This is a genomic window from Gordonia oleivorans (genome assembly GCF_040044975.1).
In the GTDB taxonomy this organism is placed as follows: Bacteria; Actinomycetota; Actinomycetes; order Mycobacteriales; family Mycobacteriaceae; genus Gordonia; species Gordonia oleivorans.
On record NZ_JBDZDI010000005.1, the window covers coordinates 142,153 to 166,439 of the forward strand.

The 24,287-nt window shown below is 66.6% G+C and carries 25 protein-coding genes; 16 read left to right on the forward strand and 9 right to left on the reverse strand.

Annotation, left to right across the window (positions count from 1 at the left end):
* Positions 1–5: 5 nt before the first annotated feature.
* Positions 6–1,688 carry a 3-oxosteroid 1-dehydrogenase gene (kstD, locus tag ABLE92_RS10535; protein WP_348804705.1) on the reverse strand — a complete coding sequence of 561 codons (1,683 nt, stop codon included), beginning with the start codon at positions 1,686–1,688 and terminating at the stop codon, positions 6–8.
* Between the two features lie 149 nt (positions 1,689–1,837).
* On the opposite strand from kstD, the gene ABLE92_RS10540 reads away from it, so the two are divergent.
* From ABLE92_RS10540 to dmpG, 3 genes are read left to right on the forward strand one after another with little or no spacing between them, the layout of a single operon-like run.
* Positions 1,838–2,626: a 2-keto-4-pentenoate hydratase gene (locus ABLE92_RS10540; protein ID WP_348804706.1), complete on the forward strand. Its 789-nt coding sequence runs from the start codon at positions 1,838–1,840 to the stop codon at positions 2,624–2,626.
* 19 nt (positions 2,627–2,645) lie between these two features.
* The gene (locus tag ABLE92_RS10545; RefSeq protein ID WP_348804707.1) at positions 2,646–3,548 is read left to right on the forward strand and encodes an acetaldehyde dehydrogenase (acetylating); all 903 of its coding nucleotides are present in this window, start codon (positions 2,646–2,648) and stop codon (positions 3,546–3,548) included.
* On the forward strand, positions 3,545–4,621 hold the full coding sequence (dmpG, locus tag ABLE92_RS10550; RefSeq protein WP_348804708.1) for a 4-hydroxy-2-oxovalerate aldolase: 1,077 nt from the start codon (positions 3,545–3,547) through the stop codon (positions 4,619–4,621). The genes ABLE92_RS10545 and dmpG overlap by 4 nt, the downstream gene beginning before the upstream one ends.
* A gap of 113 nt (positions 4,622–4,734) precedes the next feature.
* Here the strand turns inward: dmpG and ABLE92_RS10555 are convergent, their stop codons facing one another.
* On the reverse strand, positions 4,735–5,535 hold the full coding sequence (locus tag ABLE92_RS10555; RefSeq protein WP_348804709.1) for a VOC family protein: 801 nt from the start codon (positions 5,533–5,535) through the stop codon (positions 4,735–4,737).
* A gap of 62 nt (positions 5,536–5,597) precedes the next feature.
* Complete coding sequence (locus ABLE92_RS10560; RefSeq protein WP_348804884.1) at positions 5,598–6,530, reverse strand: LysR family transcriptional regulator; 933 nt, start codon at positions 6,528–6,530, stop codon at positions 5,598–5,600.
* A 100-nt stretch (positions 6,531–6,630) separates the two neighbouring features.
* Here ABLE92_RS10560 and ABLE92_RS10565 point away from each other — a divergent pair, with 100 nt between their 5' ends.
* From ABLE92_RS10565 to ABLE92_RS10585, 5 genes are all read left to right on the forward strand, one after another.
* Positions 6,631–7,743 (forward strand): TDT family transporter, encoded by a 1,113-nt coding sequence (locus tag ABLE92_RS10565; RefSeq protein WP_348804710.1) that lies wholly within the window; start codon positions 6,631–6,633, stop codon positions 7,741–7,743.
* A complete protein-coding gene (locus ABLE92_RS10570) occupies positions 7,740–8,282 on the forward strand; it encodes a hypothetical protein (protein WP_348804711.1) in 543 nt (180 codons plus the stop codon). The genes ABLE92_RS10565 and ABLE92_RS10570 overlap by 4 nt, the downstream gene beginning before the upstream one ends.
* Positions 8,283–8,348: 66 nt before the next feature.
* On the forward strand, positions 8,349–9,371 hold the full coding sequence (locus ABLE92_RS10575; RefSeq protein ID WP_348804712.1) for a zinc-dependent alcohol dehydrogenase family protein: 1,023 nt from the start codon (positions 8,349–8,351) through the stop codon (positions 9,369–9,371).
* A 162-nt stretch (positions 9,372–9,533) separates the two neighbouring features.
* The gene (locus ABLE92_RS10580; protein WP_348804713.1) at positions 9,534–10,733 is read left to right on the forward strand and encodes an AAA family ATPase; all 1,200 of its coding nucleotides are present in this window, start codon (positions 9,534–9,536) and stop codon (positions 10,731–10,733) included.
* Entirely contained in the window at positions 10,726–11,331 is a 606-nt protein-coding gene (locus ABLE92_RS10585; protein WP_348804714.1) for a DUF4276 family protein, read from the forward strand. Before ABLE92_RS10580 ends, ABLE92_RS10585 begins: the two co-directional genes overlap by 8 nt.
* A 24-nt stretch (positions 11,332–11,355) precedes the next feature.
* Here the strand turns inward: ABLE92_RS10585 and ABLE92_RS10590 are convergent, their stop codons facing one another.
* Positions 11,356–11,736 (reverse strand): hypothetical protein, encoded by a 381-nt coding sequence (locus ABLE92_RS10590; RefSeq protein WP_348804715.1) that lies wholly within the window; start codon positions 11,734–11,736, stop codon positions 11,356–11,358.
* Complete coding sequence (locus tag ABLE92_RS10595; RefSeq protein ID WP_348804716.1) at positions 11,733–12,965, reverse strand: 3-ketosteroid-9-alpha-monooxygenase, oxygenase component; 1,233 nt, start codon at positions 12,963–12,965, stop codon at positions 11,733–11,735. Before ABLE92_RS10595 ends, ABLE92_RS10590 begins: the two co-directional genes overlap by 4 nt.
* Positions 12,966–13,237: 272 nt before the next feature.
* Between ABLE92_RS10595 and hsaA the strand changes: the two genes are divergently transcribed.
* Genes hsaA through ABLE92_RS10625 form a run of 6 tightly spaced genes read left to right on the forward strand, consistent with a single transcriptional unit; the run spans position 13,238 to position 19,123 of the window.
* A complete protein-coding gene (gene hsaA, locus ABLE92_RS10600) occupies positions 13,238–14,449 on the forward strand; it encodes a 3-hydroxy-9,10-secoandrosta-1,3,5(10)-triene-9,17-dione monooxygenase oxygenase subunit (RefSeq protein WP_348804717.1) in 1,212 nt (403 codons plus the stop codon).
* Between the two features lie 51 nt (positions 14,450–14,500).
* Positions 14,501–15,412, forward strand: a complete 912-nt coding sequence (gene hsaC / locus ABLE92_RS10605; RefSeq protein ID WP_348804718.1) for an iron-dependent extradiol dioxygenase HsaC — start codon at positions 14,501–14,503, stop codon at positions 15,410–15,412.
* Between the two features lie 10 nt (positions 15,413–15,422).
* Entirely contained in the window at positions 15,423–15,995 is a 573-nt protein-coding gene (gene hsaB, locus ABLE92_RS10610) for a 3-hydroxy-9,10-secoandrosta-1,3,5(10)-triene-9,17-dione monooxygenase reductase subunit (protein WP_348804719.1), read from the forward strand.
* Entirely contained in the window at positions 15,992–17,200 is a 1,209-nt protein-coding gene (locus ABLE92_RS10615; protein ID WP_348804720.1) for a hypothetical protein, read from the forward strand. Before hsaB ends, ABLE92_RS10615 begins: the two co-directional genes overlap by 4 nt.
* Complete coding sequence (locus ABLE92_RS10620; protein ID WP_348804721.1) at positions 17,197–17,988, forward strand: SDR family oxidoreductase; 792 nt, start codon at positions 17,197–17,199, stop codon at positions 17,986–17,988. The genes ABLE92_RS10615 and ABLE92_RS10620 overlap by 4 nt, the downstream gene beginning before the upstream one ends.
* Positions 17,981–19,123: a sulfotransferase family protein gene (locus tag ABLE92_RS10625; protein WP_348804722.1), complete on the forward strand. Its 1,143-nt coding sequence runs from the start codon at positions 17,981–17,983 to the stop codon at positions 19,121–19,123. The genes ABLE92_RS10620 and ABLE92_RS10625 overlap by 8 nt, the downstream gene beginning before the upstream one ends.
* On the opposite strand, the gene ABLE92_RS10630 is transcribed toward ABLE92_RS10625, so the two are convergent.
* Positions 19,078–19,434 carry a hypothetical protein gene (locus ABLE92_RS10630; protein WP_348804723.1) on the reverse strand — a complete coding sequence of 119 codons (357 nt, stop codon included), beginning with the start codon at positions 19,432–19,434 and terminating at the stop codon, positions 19,078–19,080. The genes ABLE92_RS10625 and ABLE92_RS10630 overlap by 46 nt on opposite strands.
* 66 nt (positions 19,435–19,500) lie before the next feature.
* On the opposite strand from ABLE92_RS10630, the gene ABLE92_RS10635 reads away from it, so the two are divergent.
* Positions 19,501–20,301, forward strand: coding sequence for a helix-turn-helix domain-containing protein (locus ABLE92_RS10635; RefSeq protein WP_348804724.1), 801 nt, complete (start codon positions 19,501–19,503; stop codon positions 20,299–20,301).
* Between the two features lie 31 nt (positions 20,302–20,332).
* Complete coding sequence (locus ABLE92_RS10640) at positions 20,333–20,962, forward strand: TMEM175 family protein (protein WP_348804725.1); 630 nt, start codon at positions 20,333–20,335, stop codon at positions 20,960–20,962.
* A 56-nt stretch (positions 20,963–21,018) separates the two neighbouring features.
* Here the strand turns inward: ABLE92_RS10640 and ABLE92_RS10645 are convergent, their stop codons facing one another.
* The 3 genes from ABLE92_RS10645 to ABLE92_RS10655 are packed head-to-tail and all read right to left on the reverse strand — an operon-like array spanning position 21,019 to position 24,287.
* Positions 21,019–22,149: an acyl-CoA dehydrogenase family protein gene (locus ABLE92_RS10645; RefSeq protein ID WP_348804726.1), complete on the reverse strand. Its 1,131-nt coding sequence runs from the start codon at positions 22,147–22,149 to the stop codon at positions 21,019–21,021.
* Positions 22,146–23,117 (reverse strand): acyl-CoA dehydrogenase family protein, encoded by a 972-nt coding sequence (locus ABLE92_RS10650; RefSeq protein ID WP_348804727.1) that lies wholly within the window; start codon positions 23,115–23,117, stop codon positions 22,146–22,148. Before ABLE92_RS10650 ends, ABLE92_RS10645 begins: the two co-directional genes overlap by 4 nt.
* Before the next feature lie 3 nt (positions 23,118–23,120).
* Positions 23,121–24,287: an acyl-CoA dehydrogenase family protein gene (locus ABLE92_RS10655; RefSeq protein WP_348804728.1), complete on the reverse strand. Its 1,167-nt coding sequence runs from the start codon at positions 24,285–24,287 to the stop codon at positions 23,121–23,123.

Sequence of the window (24,287 nt, forward strand, 5' to 3'; positions counted from 1 at the left end):
TCTCCTTACTTTCCAGCGCAATCGAGTGCGGCGAGGTATCCGAAGACCATGGCCGGTCCGATGGTGGCGCCGGGACCGGCGTAGGTGTGGCCCATCACCGGTGCGCTGGTGTTGCCCGCGGCGTACAGGCCGTCGATCACCGAGCCGTCGGCGCGTAGCGCCCGGCCGTTCGCGTCGGTGTCGATGCCGCCCTTGGTGCCGAGGTCGCCGGGGACCATCTTGACCGCGTAGAACGGCCCCTTCTCGACCGCTCCGAGGCTGGGGTTGGGTTTGTTGGTGATGTCTCCGTAGTAGTGGTCGTATCCGCTTGTGCCGCGGCCGAAGTCCTCGTCGACGCCGCGGCGGGCGAATCCGTTGAAGCGGTCGGTGGTGGCGCGCAACGAGTCGGCGGGCACACCCATCTGCTCGGCGAGTGCCTCGATGGAGTCGGCCTTGACGACCACCCCGGAGGTGAACCACTTCTTGGGCAGCGGTTGTCGTGCGTTGACTCCGGCGAACAGGTAGCGGTTGCGGCATTTCTGGTCGAAGACCAGCCACGCCGGGACGTTCTCGCCTGCGCCGTCGCCCTGACCGAACTCGCCGCCGTACATGTGGTGGACGGCCTCGACGTAGGGCAGTGACTCGTTCATGAAGCGTTGTCCGCGTTCGTTGACCATGAAGGTGCCGGGTACCGCGCGCTCGGAGAGCGCGAACCACGGCCCGCGGGGCAGGGGAATGGTTGGGCCCCACCAAGAGTCGTCCATCAGCGACACCGCCGCGCCGATCTTGAGACCGGCGTTGATGCCGTCGCCGGTGTTGGTCGGCGCACCGGTGGTCCACTCGGACCCGATCGGATCGCGCTGGTACTTCCTGCGCATCTCGGCGTTGTGCTCGAAACCGCCGCACGCCAGGATCACGCCCCGCTCGGCGCGCAGTTCGACCCGGGAGCCCTCGTGCTCGGCGATCACCCCGACCACCCGGTCGTTCTCCGTCACCAGATCGACCAGGCCGGTCGAGAGACGCAGTGGCACACCGGCCTTGCGGACGCCGAGAAGCAACTCGGCGGCCAGCGCGGCGCCCATCGCGATGAGCTTCTTGCCGCGCGAGCGGGCCCAGAAGAACCGGCTGCCGACCTTGGCCATCCGCACCGGGCCCCGCCAATGCCGCAGGCCGGTGTTGAGCCAGCGGTAATCAGACTGCAGCACAACCATGTTCAGTGGAGCCTTGGTGTACTGCGGATGCAGCGTCTTCAGATCGTCACCGAGCGCACGGGCGTCGAAGGGCCGGGGTTCGACGCTGCGTCCGCCGATCCGTCCGCCCGGCGCCTCCGGGTAGTAGTCGGAGTAGTTCTTGACCCACTCGAGGTCCAACGGCGCGTGCGCCATCAGGAAGTCCAGCGCCTCGGGGCCGCGATCGATGTAGGCGTCGATCTTCTCCGCAGGGGCGTGCTCACCGATGATGGCGTGCACGTACTCGCGTGCCTTGGCCGTGGTGTCGTCCACGCCGTCGCGCTTGAGCACGGAGTTGTTCGGAATCCAGACACCTCCGCCCGACCGGGACGTCGACCCGCCCCAGTAGGCCGACTTCTCGATGATGACGGTCCGCAGGCCCTGCGCGGCGGCGGTGATGGCCGCGGACAATCCGGCCGCGCCGGCGCCGACGACGATGACGTCGTAGGTCTCTGGGTCTGTCTTGGCCGTGTCGGTCATGGATGTCCCTTCGTGCGCCGCGGTGCAACGTGTTCTATCCACAAATTAGAACACGTTGCAGATTTCCTGCGCCAGTGGGTCGAGCCGTTCCGCATCGGTGGAACATGTTCTAAACTAGAACACGTTCACTCGACCCAGGAGTTCGCCACATGGCCGTTGACCAGCACGTCCGCGAGCAGATCGCGGCTGATCTCTGGAACGCCGAAAAGACCGCGACCGCCATCGACCGGCCCACCGACACCCACCCCGACCTCGACGTCGTCGACGCCTACGAGATCCAGCTGATCAACATCCGCAAGCGCCTCGACGCGGGTGCGACGGTCGCCGGCCACAAGGTGGGGCTGGCGTCGGAGGCGATGCAGAAGATGATGAACGTCGACGAACCCGACTACGGGCACCTGCTCGATGAGATGCAGTACTTCGAATCCACCCCGATCGACGCGTCGACGCTGTGCTTCCCGCGTGTGGAGGTCGAGGTCGGATTCCTCCTCGGCAAGGACCTGCCGGGCGCCGGCTGCACCAACGACGACGTCATCGATGCGGTCGAATGGGTGGTGCCGTCGATCGAACTGATCGACTCGCGGATCAAGGACTGGAAGATCACCTTGTGTGACACCATCGCCGACAACGCGTCGTCGTGCGGGTGGATTCTGGGGGAGCAGCGTGTGTCGATCAGCGAGATCGACACCGGCGACATCGACGCCGTGCTGCATCGCAACGGCGAGATCGTCGCGAAGGGCAATTCGTCTGCGGTACTGGGTCATCCGCTGAATGCGGTGAGCTGGCTCGCCCGCAAGGTGGAGAGTTTCGGGGTGCGACTACGCAAGGGCGACCTGATCCTGCCGGGCACCGCGACGCGCGCCTTCGACGTCGGACCGGGCGACCACGTCGTCGCCGAATTCGCCGGGCTCGGCTCGGTGACATTGGATTTCACGTGAGACAAGAGGAGATCACCCCGTGGCGAAGCTGACCGCAGCGATCGTCGGGTCGGGCAACATCGGCACCGACCTGATGTACAAACTGGAGCGATCCGAGGTGATCGAACCGCGATGGATGGTCGGCATCGACGCCGACTCCGAAGGGATGAAACGTGCCGCCGACCGCGGCCTCATCACCATGAGCGGCGGCGCCGACGAACTCCTCGGCTCGTCGGACAAACCCGACCTGATCTTCGAGGCCACCTCGGCGTATGTGCACCGTGAGTACGCGCCGAAGTACGAGGCGGCCGGCATCACCGCCGTCGACCTCACCCCGGCCGCCGTCGGTCCCGCGGTGGTGCCGCCGGCGAATCTGCGCGAACACCTCGACGCCCCCAACACCAACATGATCACCTGCGGTGGGCAGGCCACCATACCGATGGTGCACGCGGTGAGTTCGGTTGTGCCCGTGCCCTATGCGGAGATCGTTGCATCCGTCGCGTCGGTGTCGGCCGGACCGGGTACGCGCGCCAACATCGACGAGTTCACCCGCACCACGTCGAAGGGTATCGAGACCATCGGCGGCGCCGACCGCGGCAAGGCCATCATCATCCTCAACCCGGCCGATCCGCCGATGATCATGCGCGACACCATCTTCTGCGCCATCCCCGCCGACGCCGACACGGATGCCGTCGCCGAGTCGATCCACAAGCGGGAGAAGGAGATCCAGCAGTACGTGCCGGGCTACCGGCTGCTGCAGGACCCGCAGTTCGACCCGCCCAGCATCATCAACGGTGGTCACGCCCGCGTCTCGATCTTCGTCGAGGTCGAGGGTGCCGGAGACTTCCTGCCGCCGTACGCCGGCAACCTCGACATCATGACCGCCGCCGCCACCAAGGTCGGCGAGGAGATCGCGAAGACCAAGTTGGGAGTCTCGGCATGACCACCACGCATCCGGAGCTGATGGCGAACGCCCGCAAGTACTCCGACACCCTCGACATCCGCATCACCGACTCGTCGTTGCGCGACGGCAGCCATCACAAGCGGCATCAGTTCACCGAGGAGGAGGTCCGCGCGATCGTCGGCGCCCTCGACGACGCGGGTGTGCCGGTCATCGAGGTGACCCACGGCGACGGGCTCGGTGGCTCGTCGTTCAACTACGGGTTCTCCAAAACCCCGGAGCAGCAACTGATTGCGGCCGCAGCGGACACCGCCAAACGCGCCAAGATCGCCTTCCTGATGCTGCCCGGGCTCGGCACCAAGGACGACATCCGCGCCGCGCAGGACAACGGCGGTCAGATCTGCCGCATCGCCACCCACTGCACCGAGGCCGACGTCTCCATCCAGCACTTCGGCCTGGCCCGCGACCTCGGCCTGGAAACCGTCGGCTTCCTGATGATGAGTCACAGTCAGCCGCCGGAGGTCATCGCCAAGCAGGCCCGCATCATGGCCGATGCCGGATGCCAATGCGTCTACGTCGTCGACTCGGCCGGAGCGCTGGTCCTCGAAGACGTCACCGACCGCGTCGCGGCGGTGCGTGCCGAACTCGGCGACGACGCCCAGATCGGCTTCCACGGACACGAGAATCTCGATATCGCCGTGGCCAATTCGATCAACGCGGTCCGCGCGGGTGCCCAGCAGATCGACGGTTCCATCCGCCGCTTCGGCGCCGGTGCGGGCAACACCCCCACCGAGGCCTTCGTCGGCGTCTGCGACAAACTCGGCATCACCACCGGCATCGACTTCATGAAGATCGCCGACGCCGCCCAGGACGTCGTCCGCCCGGTGATGCCGTCGGAATGCCTCGTCGACCGCCCGTCGATGATGATGGGTTACGCCGGTTGTTACTCCAGCTTCCTCAAGCACGCCGAGAACCACGCCGAACGCTACGGCGTCTCCGCCGCCGACATCCTCATCGAGGCCGGAAACCGCAAACTCGTTGGTGGGCAAGAGGATCAGCTCATCGACATCGCGCTGGAACTCAAGAAGAAGGCCGACGCGAACGCGGGGGTGTAGGTTCGCGCGGGTCCTCGCTGTTCACGCGGCTCCTGCTCACTCGCGCGGTCATTGCAAAGACCGCGCCGATGAACTGGACCCGCGCGAGCCGAGACGACCCGCGCGAATACGCCCTACATCCCGGCCGGCGGATGCCCCAGGCAGATCAACGCACCCAGCGGATCCTTGATCACGGCCAGGGTGCCGTACGGGGTGTCCTCACCCGGCATCACCACCTCCCCGCCGAGCTTCTCGGTCAGCGCCACCGTCGCGGCGACGTCGTCGACGCAGATGTAGATCTGCCAGAACGACGGTGCGTCTCCGAACATCCCGTTCGCGTCCATGATCCCGCCGTAGGCGCTCTCGCCGAAGAACAACTGCGAGTAGCGAAGTGGGCCACTCGGCGGATTCTCCATGCCGGTGTTGTCGATGACGGTGTCGGCGCGCGCGCCGACCACCTCGCTGTAGAAGGCGATCGACTTGGGGTAATCGTTCGACGCCAGTTCGAACCAGTACGGCGCTCCGTGCACACCCCACTCGGTGAAACCGGGGTGCTGGTTGGGCTTCCAGAAGCCGACGACGGCGCCGGCGGAGTCGACGGCCACCATCATGGTGCCCTCGTCGCCGACCGCCATCGGCGGGAACATGATCGAACCGCCGGCGGCCTCGACATTCTTCGCGGTCGCGTCGGGATCCTCGGTGTGCAGGTAGAACGACCACACGTTGGCCGGTCCGCCGGCCTCCTCCATATACGGGCTCAAACCGGCGACCCGGGCGCCGCCCCGGCGGAAATTGCGGTATCCGCCGAACTCCTCGCGGGCCTCCTCGGCCTCCCAGCCGAAGATCTGCCCGTAGAACTCGGCGGCCTTGTCGGGGTCGCTGCTCATCAGGTCGAACCAGATCGGGGCGCCCACCGGGGCGGAATACTCGGCCATGACGTGTCTCCTTCGGTGCTGACGATGGTGTCGGCAGTACAGACCGTCAGTCTTCCCGAAACTCATCGGCCGTGGAGAGGACCGACCGATCTCGTGACGTGCGTGAGGAAGTCGCGGGCCGCGCCGGCCCTCGGTTCCCGGCCGCCGATCCACACCGCCCGCAGGATGCGGGTCAGATCCAGACCGTCGACGTCGACGACGACGAGTCGCCGCCCCGCGCCGTCGCCGGTGATGTCGTCGCGCACCGACAGGTCGCTGAGCACCGCGGGCCCGGCGCCGGCGATCACCGCCGAACGCACCGCCGCCGTCGTCGACAACTCGAGCACCGGTGCCGCGATCGCGACGTCGTCACCCAACGCCGTGCGCTGGCGTGTCTCCAGCACCCTCCTTGTGCCGGAACCGGATTCACGGGTGACCAGTGGGGTGGCGGCGAGTTCGGCGGCGGTCACCGATTCCCGTCGCGCCCACCGATGATCCGGCGGGACGACCAGCACCAGCCGGTCGACGGCCACATCCCGGCTGTGTACACCGGTGGCCACGGTCGGACCTTCGACGAAGCCGAGTTCGACGTCGCCGCCGCGCACCAGTTCGCACGCGTGCTCGGAGTTGGTGGCGGTGAACGAGACCTTGGGTGTGGTGTCGGCGGACGCGGCGAACGTCACCAGCCATCGGGGCAGGAGGTGTTCGGCGATCGTCAGGCTTGCCGCGATCCGCAACTGGTCGCGACGCTCCCGGCGCAGCGCGGCGAGGCCGGCGTCGAACTCGCCCGCCAGGGTCAGCAGTCGATCGGCCCACTCGGCGACCAGGGTGCCCGCCTCGGTGGGGACGGTGCCGGTCGGTGAACGGTCGAGCAACGAGACCCCCAGCGTCGCCTCGAGGGCACGCATCCGCGCCGACGTCGCCTGCTGTGAGATCCCCAGTTCGGTCGCCGCGGCATTGAGGCTGCCGGTGGTGACGACCGCGAGCAGCGTTTCCAGGGACACCAGATCGGGCATGCGGGAGCTCAACACCCCGTCAGGGTACAACCGGTCGTTGTATCCCCTGCAGGAGATTGCTCTCTACTGGGCGACGATCGCGACCGCGACAGTGAATGACATGACCACCACCGTGACCAGAACCGCGATCGTTGCACCCGCCCGCTTCGCGCATGTTCCGCCCAATTGGTTCGCGGCGGTCATGGGCACCGGGATCATCTCGGTGGCCGCCCATGCGCTGGTCGATCGGGCGGCGGTGTTCGGGGCGGTATCGATCGTGTTCTGGCTCCTGGCCTGCGTGATCTTCACCTCCGTGGTCGCGGCCACCGCGGTCCACTGGCTGGCCCACCCGGCGGCCGCGCGGGGCCATCACACCCACCCGGTGATCGTCCACTTCTATGGGGCGGTGCCGATGGCGACGCTGACCGTGGGGACCTCGACGCTCGTCGCCGGTACGTCGCTGATCGGCCACGACGCCGCGCTCGCCGTCGATCTCGTGTGTTTCACCGTCGGCACCGTCGGGGGAGTCGTCACCGCGATCGTCATCCCGCTGCGTCATCTGCGACGCGACGGGCGCGGCGACGCCTTCGGCGGATGGCTGATGTCGGTGGTGCCGCCGATGGTGTCGGCGTCGGCGGCCGCGGTGCTCGCCGGGGCCGTCACCGGCACACGTGCGCGCGAGACCCTTCTCGTCGTCGGGGTGGCCGCATTCACGCTGTCGCTCGCCCTGAGTGCGCCGATCATCGCCGCGATCGGCCGTCGCCTGTTCACGAACGGCGTCGGCCCCGCCGCGCTGGTGCCGACGTGGTGGATCGTGCTCGGTCCCCTCGGGCAGTCCGTCACCGCGGCGTGCCTGCTCTCACACAACTCCGCCGGCGTACTCGACGCCCCGACCGCGCGGGTGGTGCACGACCTCGCCCTCGGTTACGCCATCCCGGTGTGGATTCTGGCCGTGGTCTGGATCGTCCTGTCCGCCGCCATCACCGCCCACACCGCTCGACGCGGCCTTCCGTTCGCGCTGACCTGGTGGTCGTTCATCTTCCCGGTGGGCACCTTCGTCACCGGTTCAGCGGCACTGGCGCTGGTCGACGGCTGGGTGGGGTTCACGGTCGCGGCCCTGATCTCGTTCGGGGCGCTGGTGGTGGCGTGGCTGGTGGTGGCGGCGCGAACCGTGGCCGGCGTCGTCGACGGGTCGCTGCTGGCGGCACCGGCTCGTGGCACGCTGGAGCGGTGAACAGCGTCGTCGACAGAGTCCGCCCGTTTCTGTGGCCCGCGTTGGTGATCGCCGGAGTGGTGATCGTCGGCTGCAGCCAGGCCACCTGGGGATTCTCCGACGAGGGCATCGGGTTGCGGATCACCGGGCTCGGTGGGGTCGACGCCACTGCCGCCGATTCCGCCGACGCCCAGGCCTTCTTCGCCGATCAGACCCACCGGCCGGGACTGATCACCCTCATCCTGGGTGTGGTCATCTTCCTCGCCGCGACCCTCTGTTGGTGGAAGCCGTTCCGTGCCAATCGAATCGCCGTGGCGGTCGCTGCCGGGATCATCGTCGCCGCTGGGGTGGCGACGGCGGTCTGGGCGGGTGTCGTGGTCGCCGATCCGGCCCGAAAGCTGTTCGACGCCAACGTCATCGACGCGGTCGACCTACCCGGCCCGATCCTGAGCCCGGGGTGGGGTCTGATCACGACCCTCGTCGTCGGGGTGATCACCGCGATCGGTGCGGTCATCGCGGCGCTGCTGCGGTGGCGTCAGGGCGTCTCACCTGCGCAGTAGTGCGCGACGCCGAACTCGTGCCACTGTGGAAGGACGAGACGTCCACATCGAGAGGAGACCCACCGCATGCGTGGAGTCATGATCTATGCCCCCGGCGACATCCGCGTCGAGGAGCGTGACGACCCGACCATCGTCGAACCCACCGACGCCGTCATCAAACTCGCCGCTTCCTGTGTGTGCGGTTCGGATCTGTGGCCGTATCGGGGGATCGAGGACGTCACCAAGCGCGCCCCGATGGGCCACGAGTACGTCGGCACCGTCACCGAGATCGGCGACGCGGTCACCACGATCAACGTCGGCGACTTCGTCGTCGGATCGTTCTTCGCCTCCGACAACACCTGCGAGATCTGCGTCGACGGCTACCAATCCCGGTGTGTGCACGCCAAACCCATGGGCGCCATCGGCACCCAGGCCGAGTACGCCCGCGTGCCACTGGCCGACGGCACGCTCGTCGCCACCCCGGGGCAGCCCGATCCCGACCTCATCCCGTCGTTGTTGGCCGCCTCGGATGTGTTGGGGACGGGGTGGTTCGGTGCCGTCGCCGCCGACGCCGGACCGGGTAAGACGGTGGCCGTCGTCGGCGACGGCGCGGTCGGGCTGTGCGCGGTGATGGCCGCCAAACAGCTTGGTGCGCAGCGCATCATCGCCATGAGTCGGCACGCCGATCGGCAGGCGCTGGCCCGCGAGTTCGGGGCGACCGACATCGTCGAGGAACGCGGCGACGACGGCGTCGCCCGCATCAAGGAACTCACCGACGGTCTGGGCGCGCATTCGGTCATCGAGGCGGTGGGCACTCAGGAATCGATGATGCAGGCGATCCGATCCACCCGGCCCGGCGGTCACGTCGGCTACGTCGGGGTGTCGCACGGCGTCGAACTGCCAGGACTCGAGGTCTTCTTCGCCGAAGTGCACCTGCTCGGTGGCCCGGCACCGGTGCGTCGGTTCCTGCCCGAACTGATCGAGAAGATCTGGGACCGAACCATCAACCCGGGCAAGGTGTTCGACCTCACCGTGCCGTTGGCCGACGCCGCGGAGGCCTACCGGGCGATGGACGAACGTCGCGCCACCAAGGTGTTGCTGTCGGTGTGAGAGGCGGGCCGTTCGATGACGGCGACGCGACGTACGTCGCGGAGTTGTGTCCGACCCGGTGTGGCTTATCGTGGACGTGGTCCCTGCCGAGAGACCGGGGACACCACTGTCTTGGTGCGCCGTGGATAGGCGTTCACCCGTGACACCTGAAGGAGTGCGGTCATGAGCAACACGTTCGCGATCACTCGCGTGGCGTTGCGCCAGTACCGGAGCATTGCCACCGCGGATGTGACGCTCGGCAAGCTACTCATTCTGGTGGGACCCAATGGGTCGGGAAAGAGCAACTTCCTCGACTCGCTACGACTGGTGTCCGAGTCTCTCGAGACCTCCTTGGATCAGGCGCTGAGAAATCGGGGAGGAGTGGCCGAGGTTCGCCGTCGTTCGACAGGGCATCCGACGCATTTCTCCATCGAGCTCAGTTTCGAAGGTGATTCCGGCGACCTGAGCGACCCTCGCGATTCTGCCCAATATTCCGGAAAGTACGGATTCAGAGTGGCGGCCGAGAAGGGAGGTGGGTTTCGCATCTCCTCCGAGGCGTGCCACATCGCTGTCGACGGGGGTGCGCGAGAATTCTTCAAGGTTCTCGATGGCAAGCTCGTCGAGCAGAGTCTGCCGGTGATGCCTCCCTCGAGTAGTCAACGACTGTATCTGGTGTCCGCCGCGGGACTTCCCCAATTCCTACCGGTGTTTGATGGATTCCGTGGGATCAACGTCTACAACCCCAACCCGGACGCGATCCGTCTGCCGCAGGCACCTGACGCCGGCGAGTTTCTTCACCGCGACGGTGCGAACCTTGCCAGCGTCCTACACCGTCTCGATCGGAGCACTGCCGACAAGGCCGTGAAGAATCGAATCGAGGAGTATGTCCGGCTGATCGTGCCGGGGATGCGGAGTGTGGATCGAGAACCGCTGGGGCAATGGGAAACCGTGACATTCTCGCAGGACGTGCCAGGGGCGAAACACCCATGGAGATTTCCTGCCCAGTCGGTGTCCGATGGAACCTTGCGCGCTCTGGCGGTGTTGACCGCTCTGTTTGCGAGTTCGGGACACACGCTGAGTCCGATCGGTGTCGAGGAACCGGAGAGTGCCCTCCACCCCGCCGCTGCGAGCATTCTCATGGACGCCCTGCGGGATGCAAGTGAACGCCGACAAGTGCTCGCAACCAGCCACAGTGCAGATCTCCTGGACCGAGGAGGGTTTCAGGAGAGCGAATTACTCGCGGTTCGTTCGGTTGGCGGCGAAACCATCGTCAGCGGTCTCGATCCTGCAGGTGCGAAGGCGATTCGGGAATCGCTTTATACCCCGGGCGAACTCTTGCGGATAGATCAACTGCTCCCGGACGAAGGAGCGCTCGGTGCCTGAACCCGCTGTGGTGATAGCGCCGATAGTCGAGGGCAAGGGTGAAGAGGACGCGCTGCCGATCCTCATCCGGAAGATCGCCCAAGAGCGAGGCGTCTACCCCAGGATCGCGAAGCCGTTTCGGCTGGACGCCGGAAAGATGATGAAGCCAGATGAACTCGCTCGGGCGATCTCCTTTCAAAGCACCCGGGTAGGTCCCGTTGGCGGGGTTCTCGTGCTCCGCGATGGCGACGACAAGAACATGACCTGCGTTGATATCGCAGATCGCTTGCGCGCCGCGAGTTCCACTGGGGTGAACGCACGAGTCGAGGTCGTGGTCGCGATTCAGGAATATGAGTCATGGTTCCTGGCGTCGATGGATTCGCTCAGGTCGCACAGTAGCGTGCGGGATGACGCTGAATACCTCGGTGACCCCGAGTCGCCACGCGACGCGAAGGGCAGACTGCGCGACATGATGACGGAGAGTTATCGAGAGACGCTTCACCAAGCTCGATTCTCGTCGCTCATCGACCTGCAGCAGGCGGGGCCACGGAGCAGATCGTTGCGCAGATTGATTCACGCCGTCGAGTTACTCTGTGGGACAAGCGGTGTGCGAGAGTAGTCGCCACAAATCAAGGAGAGGCTCTCACCAGTACCCGTCGGGATCGGACTCCGGCGACTCTGACGGGATGATCCCCTCGGCCACCCCGTGATCGATACTCGCCGACAGGCGGGGACAGGTCCGGATCATCGCCGGATTGCCGCCGGACTCCCGAATCGTCGCCAACTCGTTGCAGCGTGCGGCGGCCGCGGAGTTCCACTGCACACTGGTGTGATGCGGACTGGTCTTCTTCACCATCACGCACGCGTGGCATGACCGACATTCGATCTCGGTCATGCCCCCGCGCAGATAGTGGGCGCGGTCGCGCGCGGTCGCGTCGTGAACGCGTGCGAGGTCGGCCGGGTCGGCACTGAAATCGGGTGCCTTGGCCCAACCCGAGGTGTTCTCCTCGACCGCGCGCGTCACCGGATCACACCGGGCTCTCGGCGGCGTCCGCAGCCTGTTCGGCTGCCTTGCTCGTCCTCTTCCTGCCGACGTCGCAGATTCTCGGCCACCTCGACGTTCCAGCTCTCGACGGCCTTGGTGGTGTCGATCTCGTACTCGAAACGCTGCGTCATCTCGTCGACGACGTCGGTCGTGTCGACGTAGAACTGCTCGTACCAGCGCCGCAGTTGGTACACCGGTCCGTCCTCCTCGACGAGGAGGGGATTGTCGATGCGGGTCTTGTTCTTCCAGATCTCGACGTCCTGGAGGAATCCGACCTCGATACCCGCGGAGATCTTCGCGGCCATCTTGGCGGCCTGCTCCTTGTTGAGTCCCTCCGGGATCTTGGCCATCACCCCGTACATCAGGACGAACGAGTTGGCGTCGATCGGGTAGTGGCAGTTGGTCAGGATCGTCTCGATCTTGAAGTCGCCGTAGTACTGCACCATCGGGTTGAGCATGTAGGAGGGGCCGTAGTACGCGGCCACCGACTCGAGACGGCTCTCGGCGTAGCCGCTGCCGAAGTCGACGTCGGGACGGCCGTGGCTGTTCATGTACTGCGCGGCGGTCTCGCCCTCGAAGACGTTCTTGAAGTAGTCCGGCAGTGCGTAATGCACGTAGAAGAAGTGCGCCATGTCGACGACGTTGTCGATGATCTCGCGGCAGTTGGAGCCGTCGATGACGAGCCGATTCCACGTCCAGGTGGTCCACTCGTCGGAGTCGACCTCCGAGAGCTCCGGGATGATGCAGTCCTCCGGCGGTGGGTTGCCCTCCGGATCGTTGTAGACGAACACCTGACCGTTGCGGATCATCGTCGGCCACGCACGCGTCTTGGCGAGCTTCGGGTTGCGCTTGGCGTACGGCACGCCGCCGCATCGTCCGTTGCCCTTCCACAACCAGCCGTGGAAGGGGCAGGCGACGTTGTCACCCTTGACGGTGCCCTGGCTCAGGTCGCCGCCCATGTGCCGGCAGTAGGCGTCGAGCACCTGGATGTCGCCGGTGGTGTCGGCCCAGACGACGAGCTTGGTGCCGAAGACCTGCACCGGGTGGGGCTTGCCGTCGCGGAATTCGTCGACCAGCCCGAGGCAGTGCCAGCCCCGTGCGAAACGCGTCGGTGGGGTCCCGGTGTCGATCTCCCGGATTCCGGTGTCCGTGCTCCCGGTGACCGTGCTCCTGGTGACACTGCTGCCGGTGTCGGCTGTCGCGGTCATGCGGCGCTCTCCCATCGTCGTGGCGGTGGCGTATCGATCGGCGAAAAGCTCTGGCGAATCGCCCCACGGCCAATACTAGAACATGTTACAAAAATGGTGACGGGTTCGAGGCTAGCGGACTCGATATGGGCAGGACATGAGGCCAAAGGCCCAGTACTCGACATAAATGAGAACGTGTTCTAGTCTCGGAAGAAGTTGAGAGCAGGAGCCGTCCAACGGCCGGGGTTTCGGCGACGGCGGCGACGGCGAGAACAGGGACGACGAGGACAGGAATGGGCGAGATGCCAGCACAATCGAGCGGGTCTGACCAGCGCAGCGAGGCGGCCGAGCAGGTCCTGGAGAAGATCAACGCACTGCTGCCGGAGATCGAGCAGCGTGCGCAACAGACCGAGGATCTGCGACGGATTCCCGACGAGACCGTCTCCAGCCTCGAAGGTGCGGGCTTTTTCAAACTCATGCAACCCGAGCAGTGGGGCGGCTATCAGGTCGATCCGGTCACCTTTTACGAGGCGGTGCGGCGGTTGTCCACCGCGTGCGGTTCCACCGGCTGGGTCTCCGGCATCATCGGCATCCACAACTGGCATCTGGCGCTCTTCGACCAGCAGGCCCAGGAGGACGTCTGGGGTTCGGACACCTCGGTGCGGATCTCGTCGTCGTATGCCCCGATGGGGATGGGCGAGGTGGTCGACGGCGGCTACAAGGTGAACGGCAACTGGGCCTTCTCCTCGGGCTGTGAGATCGCCGACTGGACCTTCGTCGGTGGCCCGGTGATCAAGCGCGGCAAACCCGTCGACTTCGTCAGCTTCCTGCTGCCGCGCTCGGACTACACCATCAAGGACGTGTGGAATGTGGTCGGGCTCAAGGGGACCGGCTCCAACACCCTGGAGGTCAAGGACGCCTTCGTGCCGACCCACCGGGTCCTGAGCATGCGCACCATGGCCGAGTACCGCAGTCCCGGACTCGAACGCAACACCGCGCCGGTCTACAAGATGCCCTGGGGAACCATCCATCCGAGCACGATCTCCACGCCCATCGTCGGAATGGCGTACGGCGCGTATCACTCTCACGTGGAGCATCAGGGCAAGCGGGTGCGCGCCGCCTACGCCGGTGAGAAGTCCAAGGACGATCCGTTCGCCAAGGTGCGTATCGCCGGTGCGGCCAGTGACATCGACGCCGCGTGGCGCCAGCTGTCCGGCAACCTGCAGGCCGAATACGACCTCATCCTCGCCGGTGAGGAGATCCCGATGGAGTTGCGCCTGGCCGCCCGCCGTGACCAGGTGCGGGCCACCGGACGGGCCATCGCCGCCGTCGACAGCCTCTTCGAGAACTCCGGCGCGGGTGCGCTCAACATCGATTCGCCGATTCAGCGGTTCTGGCGGGACGCGCACGCCGGGCGGGTGCACGCCGCCAACGATCCGGAACGCGCGTACGTCGCATTCGGCAATGGCGAGTTCGGGATTCCGGTCGGCGACACCATGGTGTGAGGGGCATCCGCGCCGCATCGATCACCTGACATTTCCGAGGAGACACAGAAGATGACCGAGAGTCCCATCCGATCGCTGGGCTACATGCGCATCGAGGCGACCGACATGGGCGCCTGGCGCGACTACGGGCTCAAGGTGCTCGGCATGGTCGAGGGCGCCGGTCCCACCGAGGGTGCACTCTATCTCCGGATGGATGACTTCCCGGCACGTCTGGTGATCGTGCCCGGTGAGCACGACCGACTCTCGTCGTCGGGCTGGGAATGCGCCAATGCCGCTGCCCTGCAGGATGTCCGGGATCGGCTGTCGGATGCCGGAGTGGTCTTCCGTGAGGCCAAGGACGAGGAACTCCTCGACCGGCAGGTCGTGGAGATGATCGTCTTCACCGATCCGGCCGGCAACACCATCGAGGCCTTTCACGGTGTGGCGCTGCAGCATCGACGCATCGTCAGCCCGTACGGACATCGATTCGTCACCGGCGATCAGGGACTCGGTCACGTCGTCCTCACCTGCGACGACGACAAGGCGGCACTCGAGTTCTATCGCGACGTGCTCGGCTTCTCCCTGCGCGATTCGATGCGCCTGCCCCCGCAGGTGGTCGGCCGCGAGGAGGGCGACGAGGTGCCCTGGCTGCGCTTCCTCGGCTGCAACCCGCGCCACCACTCGCTGGCCTTCCTGCCCATCCCCAACTCGACCGGCATCGTGCACCTCATGGTGGAGGTGGAGAATTCCGACGACGTCGGTCTCTGTCTCGACCGTGCACTGCGCCGCAAGGTCAAGATGTCGGCCACCCTCGGCCGGCACGTCAACGACCTCATGCTGTCGTTCTACATGAAGACCCCGGGAGGATTCGATGTCGAATTCGGTTGTGAGGGACGACAGGTCGACGACGGTGACTGGATCGCCCGGGAGTCGACCGCGGTCAGCCTCTGGGGCCACGATTTCACGGTCGGATTCCGGGACTGAGCGTTCGGCGATGAGCGCGACACCGTACGGTTCCGCCGACTTCGACTCCCGCCAGTTCCGCACGGCGATGGGCCAGTTCTGCACCGGCGTCACCGTCATCACGACGTTGACCGCCGACGATCAGCCCACCGGTTTCGCCTGCCAGTCGTTCGCGGCGCTGTCGCTCGACCCGCCGCTGGTGCTGTTCTGTCCGCAGAAGACCTCTCGTACCTGGAGCGTGATCGAGGAGCGGGGCGCGTTCTGCGTCAACGTGCTCTCCAACCGGCAGCAGGACGTCAGCGCGAACTTCGGTGCGCCCCGCGACGACAAATTCGCCGGCGTCACCTGGGATCCGTCGCCGTCCGGGCTTCCGGTGATCCGGCACTGCCTCACCTGGGTGGAGTGCACCATCGAGACCGTCGCCGACGGCGGCGATCATCACATCGTCATCGGCCGCGCCCAGACGTTGGGAGATGTGTTGCAGGACAAGCCGTTGCTGTTCTACCGCGGTGGTTACCTGTCCACCGAGCATCCGCGGGTGACACCGGCCCAGGCCGAGTTGGAGAACTTCCTCACCTGGACCGGAGGAGACACCTGGCTATGAGCGCCCCCGCGCAGTCACCGGCCGTCGCGATCCCCGCCGACGTCACCCGACCTTTCACCGATGCCATCGCCGAGGCCGAGAAGTTGATCGCCTCGGCGGAATTCATCGTCGACGAGCATGATCTCGCCGAAGGCTACGACTATCTCGCCGGCAGCATCTCGGCGATCCTGCACCTGGTGCGGACCCGCAACCTGACCCACCCGGTGTTCGTCACCTCGACCGGGCCCTACACCAAGATGGGCCTGGACAACCCGGACACCCTCTACCGGCACGCCGACATCGAGGACACCGGAACCTACCGCGTGTGGGGTCGGCGCGGCACCACCGCCGACCTGAGTTTCCAAGTGCTGCGCGGGGATTACACCCCTGACGCTGTCCCCGGCGGCGACGACGCCTTCGACGATCGGCGCCTGAGTATCGACGACGACGGCCACTTCGACATCACCTTCGCGCCGGCCGGCTCCGAACCGGGGCCGGGCCGGTTCGTGCTGCCCGAGGGTGCGACGACACTGTCGGTGCGCGAGGTGTACTCGGATTGGTCGGCCCGCAAGGGGGAGATCGCGATCGAACGCGTCGACACCGCCGGGACGGCACCCGCCGAACCCGACCTCGACCGCGTGGTCCGCCGATATCGCACGGCCGCGAAGATGCTGACCGCACGCGTCAACACCTGGTTCAACTTCCCGAAGTGGTTCTACCTCGACGAACCGGTGAACACCTTCACCCCACCGCGGCTCACCCCGGGCGGTCTGGCCACCCAGTTCTCCTCGGTCGGTCACTATCGGCTCGCCGACGACGAGGCGATGGTGATCACCGTCCCGAAATCCGTTGCGCCGTATCAGGGATTCCAGCTCGGGAGTCTCTGGTACATCTCGCTGGATTACGTCCACCACCAGACCAGCCTCAATTCCGCTCAGGGACAGGTCGATCCGGACGGGATGATCCGGATGGTGGTGTCCCACCGCAACCCCGGCGTCACCAACTGGATCGAGACCACCGGACGACGCCGCGGCATCCTGCAGTTCCGGTGGCAACGCACCGACACGCCGATCACGCCCGAACTCGGCCCGAGCGCACAGGTCATCGACATCGGCGACCTCGACTATCACCTGCCCCACCTCGAACAGAACCGCATCGACGACCACGGATGGTCGGAGCGAATCGCACAGCGGCAACGGCAGTTCGCCGAAAGGATGCTCGCATGACCGTCACCACGCCGGCCACCGGACTGCTCGCCGGCAAGGTCGTCGTGGTGTCCGGCGTGGGTCCCGGACTGGGCCGATCGATCTGCCTGCGCGCGGCCGCGGCCGGAGCGACGGTGGTGCTCGCGGCCCGCACCGAATCCCGGCTCAAGGAGGTCGCCGCCGAGATCGACGGCCCGAGCCTCGTGGTCCCCACCGACATCACCGACGAGGACGCCGTGACCTCGCTCGCCGGCGCGGTCACCGACGAGTTCGGTGGCGTCGACGTGCTGGTCAACAACGCGTTCGCCCTGCCGTCGATGAAACCCTTGTCGCGCACCGACTTCGACCAGATCACCGCGAGTCTCGACCTGACGGTGCTGGGTACCCTCCGGGTGATCAAGGCGTTCACCGGCTCCCTCGCCAAGCGGTCGGGCGCCGTCGTGAACATCAACTCGATGGTGATCCGGCACTCCGAACCGCGTTACGGCAGTTACAAACTCGCGAAGTCGGCGATGCTCGCGATGTCGCAGACCCTCGCCACCGAACTCGGTGAGAAGGGGATTCGCGTCAACTCCGTCGCGCCCGGCTACATCTGGGACGATCAGCTCAAGTGGTACTTCGGCGAGATCGCCACCAAGTACGGCATCACCCCGGAACAGGTGTACGAGCAGACCGCCGCGAAATCCGACCTCAAGCGGCTCCCCGAACCCGACGAGATCGCCGACGCCGTCGTCTTTCTCGCCTCGCCGATGGCTGCCGCCATCACCGGCCACACCCTCGACGTCAACTGCGGGGAATACCATGACTAGATCGACCCTGACCTCGGTCGGCACCGTCGACGATCTCCACGAATCGGCCATCCGGGCAACGGGTCTCGACGACTTCGGTGACGGCGCCTACAGCGAACCACTACAGATCCTGCTCGACTCCTATGCCGAGGAGGCCGGGCTGACCGAACTGGGCAGCAAGATGTTCCGGTTCTTCCTCAAAGGTGCGCTGGTGGCGCGCCTGCTCAGCGAGGCGTCGTGGAAGGCGAATCCGGGCCATGCCGGCGTCGAGATCACCCGCCCGATCTTCGTCACCGGCCTGCCGCGCACCGGAACGACCGCGCTGCATCGTCTGCTCACCGCCGACCCCGCGCATCAGGGCCTCGAGATGTGGCTGTGCGAGTTCCCCCAGCCCCGACCGCCACGCGACACCTGGGCCGACAACCCGGTGTACGAAAAGATCAACGCCGGTTTCGCACAACACCACGTCGAGAACCCCGAGTTCCTCGGACTGCACTACATGGACGCCGGCGAGGTCGAGGAATGCTGGCAACTGTTGCGGCAGAGCATCATGTCGATCTCCTATGAGTCGCTGGCCTACCTGCCGAGCTACTCACGCTGGCTGGCCGGTCAGGACTGGACACCCGCGTACGCGCGACACAAGCGCAACCTGCAGCTGATCGGCAGCAACGATCGCGACAAGCGGTGGGTACTCAAGAATCCGAGCCATCTCTTCGCCCTCGATGCGCTGATGGCCACCTACCCCGACGCGTTGGTGATCCAGACCCACCGCGCACCCGAGACCATCATCGCGTCCATGTGCAGCCTCGCCGAACACGCCACCCCGGGATGGTCGACGACCTTCGTCGGCGACCGGATCGGTCAGTCACAGTTGGAACTGTGGTCGCGGGGACTGCGCGAATTCTCCTCCGCGCGCGAGCGATACGACCCAGGCCAGTTCCTCGACATCGACTTCGCCGACCTGCGATCAGATCCGTTCGGTGTCGTGGAACAGGTGTATGACGCGGTGGGCGCCGACTTCTCCGAGCCGGCGCGTGCGGCGATGGTCGCCCTCGACGAGGAGAGCCGCTCGGGTGCGCGGGCACCCCGGCACACCTATCGGCTCGCCGATTACGGACTCGACGAGGAGTCGGTGGCGGCGGCATTCGCCGACTGACCCGTCGGCGGAAGATCGTGGAACACGGTGCGCCAGTAGTGTTCCGGCAACTCTGCACCCGAGTGCAGCACGATGGCCAGGCCGGTGGCCATCGCGATGCCGAGAAGGCCCAGCCACAGACCGGCCAGCGCGATCACCATCACCGCGACGGTGCGCAACACCGGCCACGTGTCCAGCCAGAGCAGGATCGGCGCGAAGAACAGACTCGCCACGATGTACCACGACGACCACGCCCGGTCGGAACGCATCGTGATCCGGAGCCAGCGCGGGACCGCGACGTCGGGTTCCCACGGCGGTGACGGTGTGTCCATCGGGCCTCCTCTCGCCATGCCCATTGCACCCCTCGGAGCCGCGTGCGGTCAATTACCTTGGAGGTCATGAACACCTCTGGTCGGCCCGGAGAGATACTGCGCGACTGGCGACATCGCAGCGGGCTGTCACAACTGGCGCTGTCGACGCTGACAGGTGTCAGCGCGCGGCACCTGAGTTTCCTCGAGACCGGGCGTTCGACGCCGAGCACCGCGATGGTGGTGCACCTGAGTGATCATCTCGATATCCCACTGCGCGAACGCAATCGGATACTCGTGGCCGCCGGACACGCGCCGCTATATTCACATCACGACCTCGACGATGACGCACTGGCCGCGGTCCGCGGGCAGCTCTCGCAGATGGTGCGAGCCGTCGAACCCGCGCCCGCCGTGATCCTCGACAGACACTGGAACATGGTGGAGGCCAATGGTGCCATCGGTGTGCTGCTCGACGGGTGCGCCGCCGATCTGCTCGCGGCCCCGGTCAATGTGATTCGCCTGGCGCTGCATCCGCAAGGGATGGCACCCCGGATCGTCAATCTCGCCGAGGTGCGCGCGCATCTGATCGGGCAGGTCCGGCGTCGTGCCGACCGGACCGGTGACCCGGCCCTCGACGGCCTCGTCGGCGAACTGTCGACCTACGGCGGCACCGGTGACGCCGATGCGCAACCCGGGGTTGCCGACGACGCGGTGGTCCTGCCGCTGCGCCTGACGCACCGCGATGGGGAACTGCGCTTCTTCTCGACCGCCGCGGCGCTGACCTCCGCACGTGATGTCACCATCTCCGAGCTCACCGTCGAGACCTTTCATCCCGCTGACGCACACACACGTGAGTTCCTGTCCCGCCGCGCCGGGTCGGACACGGCGTGAGGAACAGGCGTCGGGCGCCTACGGTGAGCACATGGCCGAATCTCCGGAGCGACGGACCGAGGAGGGTTTCCGTCGCCTGATCGCGTTCACCGACGCCGTCGTCGCGATCGCGTTGACGCTGCTGATCCTCCCACTGGTCGACGTCGTCGGCGATCTCACCGCGGGGGAGACGGTCGGGCAGGTGTACCGCGACCACTCCGACGAGGTGGTCGGATTCCTCATCAGTTTCGCGGTGATCTGGGTACTGTGGCGCAACCACCACCGGATGATGGAGTACTTCCGGGCCTATGACCGGGTGATCTTCGACCTGCACTTCGTGTGGATGTTCACCATCGTGGTGTTGCCCTTCGCGACGGCGCTGATCAGCGGACATGAGCTGAAGGGTGCGAATCTCATGTACATCGTGGTGCTGTGGGTGTCGATCGCCACCCTCATCGCGATGTCGCTGTGGGGTCGACGGCACCCGCGGTTGATGGAGACCTCACCGGAGGGAGATGCGTGGCGTTCGGCGCCACCGGACCTCGGGACGATCGTGATGCTGACGGTGGCATTCGCGGTCACCGCACTCGTTCCGAACGTGGGCCTGTGGTCATTGCTGCTGTTGTTCCTCGCCGGACCCGCGAACGCGGTGACGACGCGGGTGGCGCACGCGCGGCGGTAGTGTTCTCGGGCTCGGGCTTGCGTGATCGTCTGGGTGACGTCGTCCGATCATCCCGCTCAGCGACGCAGCTCGGCCACCAACTCGCCCACCACCTCGTGGGGCCGCCCGAACAATTGCGAACTACCGTGGGCGCGTTTGAAGTACAGGCCGATGTCGTGCTCCCAGGTGATGCCGATGCCGCCGTGCAGTTGGATCGCCTCACCGGTCACCGACGAGAACGCCTCCGAACAGTAGACATGTGCGGCGGCGGCCAGATCGGGGGCGTCCGGAGCGTCGGCGGCCACCGCGTCGATCGCCGCCCGCGACATCGACAGAGCCGTCTCCACCAGCATGTACATGTCGGCCATCCGATGCTTGAGGGCCTGGAAGGACCCGATGACCCGACCGAACTGGGATCGTTCCCGGCTGTAGTCGACGGTCATCGCAAGCGCCCGCGCGGCGCCGCCGACCTGCTCGGCGGACAGCAATGCCCGCGCGGCCGCACGTACCCGGTCGACGGTGCCCGAGCCGGCCGAAATCGTGGTCGCCGGCACCTCGTCGAATGTGACCGACGCCAGCGGCCGGGTGGGGTCGACGGTCGGCAAGGCGGCGACGGTGACGCCCTCGGCGTGCGCGTCGACGTCGTGGACGGTGATACCCGAGTCGGTGGAGGCCAATACCAGGAAGTGATCGGCGCACTCACCGTCGATGACGTAGTGGGCGGTGCCCGAAAGCAATCCGGCCTCGGCGCGCACGCCCGGCGATCCCGACCAGCCGGACGGCCCGGCCCAGCAGGTGGCGACGATCTGCTCGCCGGAGGCGATCCCGGGCAGCAGTCGTTGTGCCGCATCATCATCGCCGGTGGCGTGTAGGACGGCGGTGGCCAGCGCCGCGGTGAACACCGGGACCATCGCCAGTGTCGCACCGAGTTCCTCGAGGACGATACCGGTCTCGACGAAGGTGGCACCGGCGCCACCGACGTTCTCCGCGATCGGTAGGGCGGCCACACCGATCTCGGAACTCAGTGTCTGCCAGAGTGTCTGGTCGATTCGCGGTGTCCGCGTCATCGCCCGTCGCACCGCCGCGGAATCGGAGCGCTGCGCGAGCAGGGAGGCGACCGACTCGCGTAGCGCCTCACGATCCTCGGCGGAGATCGGCTCCGCTCCAGCAGGATTGTTGACAGCGGGTTGGTCGACGGTGGTGCTCATAGCGTCTCCAGGATGCGGGACCGGTGTTGTGCCGGCGTACCCCACGCGCCGACGAGGGCGCGGGTCTTGGTCAGGCAGATCGAGAGATCGTGTTCGACGGTGTAGCCGATCGCACCGAGCACCTGTAATGCGTTGCGCGAGGCGAGGTATGCGGCGTCGGAGGCGGCCACCTTGGCGGCCGAGACGTCGCGGGAGACGTCGGTGTGCTCGGGTGCGCCACCGTCGATGCCCACGGCGGCGCCGTAGACCAGCGGCCGGGCCATCTCCACGGCGATCGCCACGTCGGCCAGGTGATGTTTGACCGCCTGGAAGGAACCGATGGTGCGGCCGAATTGCTTGCGGGCCAACGCATACTCCGATGCGATGGCCAGCATGCGCTGCCCCAGACCGAGTAGCTGGGCGGCGGTGGCGAGCGCGCCGAGATCGACTGCCCGTGCGCCTGCCACCCCGCTCTGGATGGTGTCGCGGGCGCGGACTTCGGAGACCGTGCGCGCCGGGTCCACGGACCGATGGGTGCTGACGGTCTTGGCGGTCGAGAACGTCGCGTCGGCCAGCAGATAGATCGTGTGTGCGGCGTCCGCGTCGGCGGCCATCGGCGCCCACGGTGCGGCCGCCACGGTCACCAGGCGGCCTTCGGCGATCCCGGAGAGCATCTCGACGTCGTCGATCCCGGCGAGCAACGTCGGGACGACGGCGAGGGTTTCGGCCAGGGGGCCGGGGACGGCGTGACGTCCCAATTGCTCTGCAGCGACGACCATTTCGACGGCGCCGGCACCAGCACCCCCGCTGCCCTCGTCGATCATCAGGCCGAACACCCCGGCGTCGGCGAGGTGGCCGAATGCCGCCCTCGCCGGTTCGCGATCCCCGGCGGCCCAGGCCCGCGCGACCGCGGGACTGTCGGCCTTGGTCAGCAGGCCGTCGATGCTCGACGCGAGGTCGTCATGGATGTCGGACAACAGGAAGTCCATGTCTCACCGATCTCCCCGCGGTAGGCCGAGAAGCCGCTCCGCGATCACATTGCGCTGAATCTCGTTGGTGCCGGCGTAGATCGGACCCGATAGGGAGAACAGGTAGCCGTCGATCCACGGGTCGTCGACCTCGGCGAGTGGGCCCTGCAGGTCGAGTGCGGTCTCGTGCGCGGCGATGTCCCACTGCGACCAGAACACCTTGTTGATCGACGACTCCATGCCGAGCTGCCCGCCGGCGGCGAGACGACTGACCGTCTGATACGTCGAGAGTTCGTATGCGCGGGAACCGATCCAGGCGTCGGCGACCGCCTTGTCGGTGGCCGCGGTGGACGGGACCTCGTCGCGGTGGGTCTTCCACAGCTCGACCAGGCGGTCGGTGGTGGCCAGGAATCTCCCCGGCGACCGCAGCGACAGGCCGCGTTCGTTGGCGGCGGTGCTCATCGCCACCCGCCATCCGTTGTCGACCTCGCCGATCACCCCGGACTCGGCTGGTGCGCCGGGGTCGTCGGGGACGAAGACATCCTCGAGGAAGAGTTCGGCGAATCCGGGTTCGCCGTCGAGCTGCGCGATCGGACGAACCGTGACGCCGGGGCTGCGCAGATCGAACATGAAGTAGGTCAACCCTTTATGGCGTTGCGCGGCCTTGTCGCTGCGGAACAGGCCGAACGCCCAGTCGGCGAAGCTCGATCGGGAACTCCACGTCTTCTGCCCGTTGAGCAACCATCCGCCGTCGGTGCGGGTGGCGGTCGACCGGAGCGAAGCCAGGTCGCTCCCGGCCTCCGGCTCACTCCACGCCTGTCCCCAGATGTCGTCGGCGCGGGCCATCCGCGGCATGATCCGCGCCAACTGGTCCGGATGCGCATGCTCGAAGAGGGTGGGCGCCAACAGGAAGATGCCGTTCTGGCTGACCCGGCCCGGCGCCCCGGAGCGGTAGTACTCCTCCTCGAAGATCAGCCAGTGCAGCAGCGGTTCGTCACGGCCACCGAACTCCTCCGGCCAGCTGACCACCGACATCCGGTCGGCGGCCATCGTCGCCTCCCACTGCCGATGCGCCTCGAAACCCTCGGCGGTGTCCATCGACGGAAGGGGCTGTGCGGGAACGTGATCGGTCAGCCAGGCGCGCACCTCGGCGCGAAAGGCGTCGGCGGCGTCGTCGAAGAGGAAATCCAT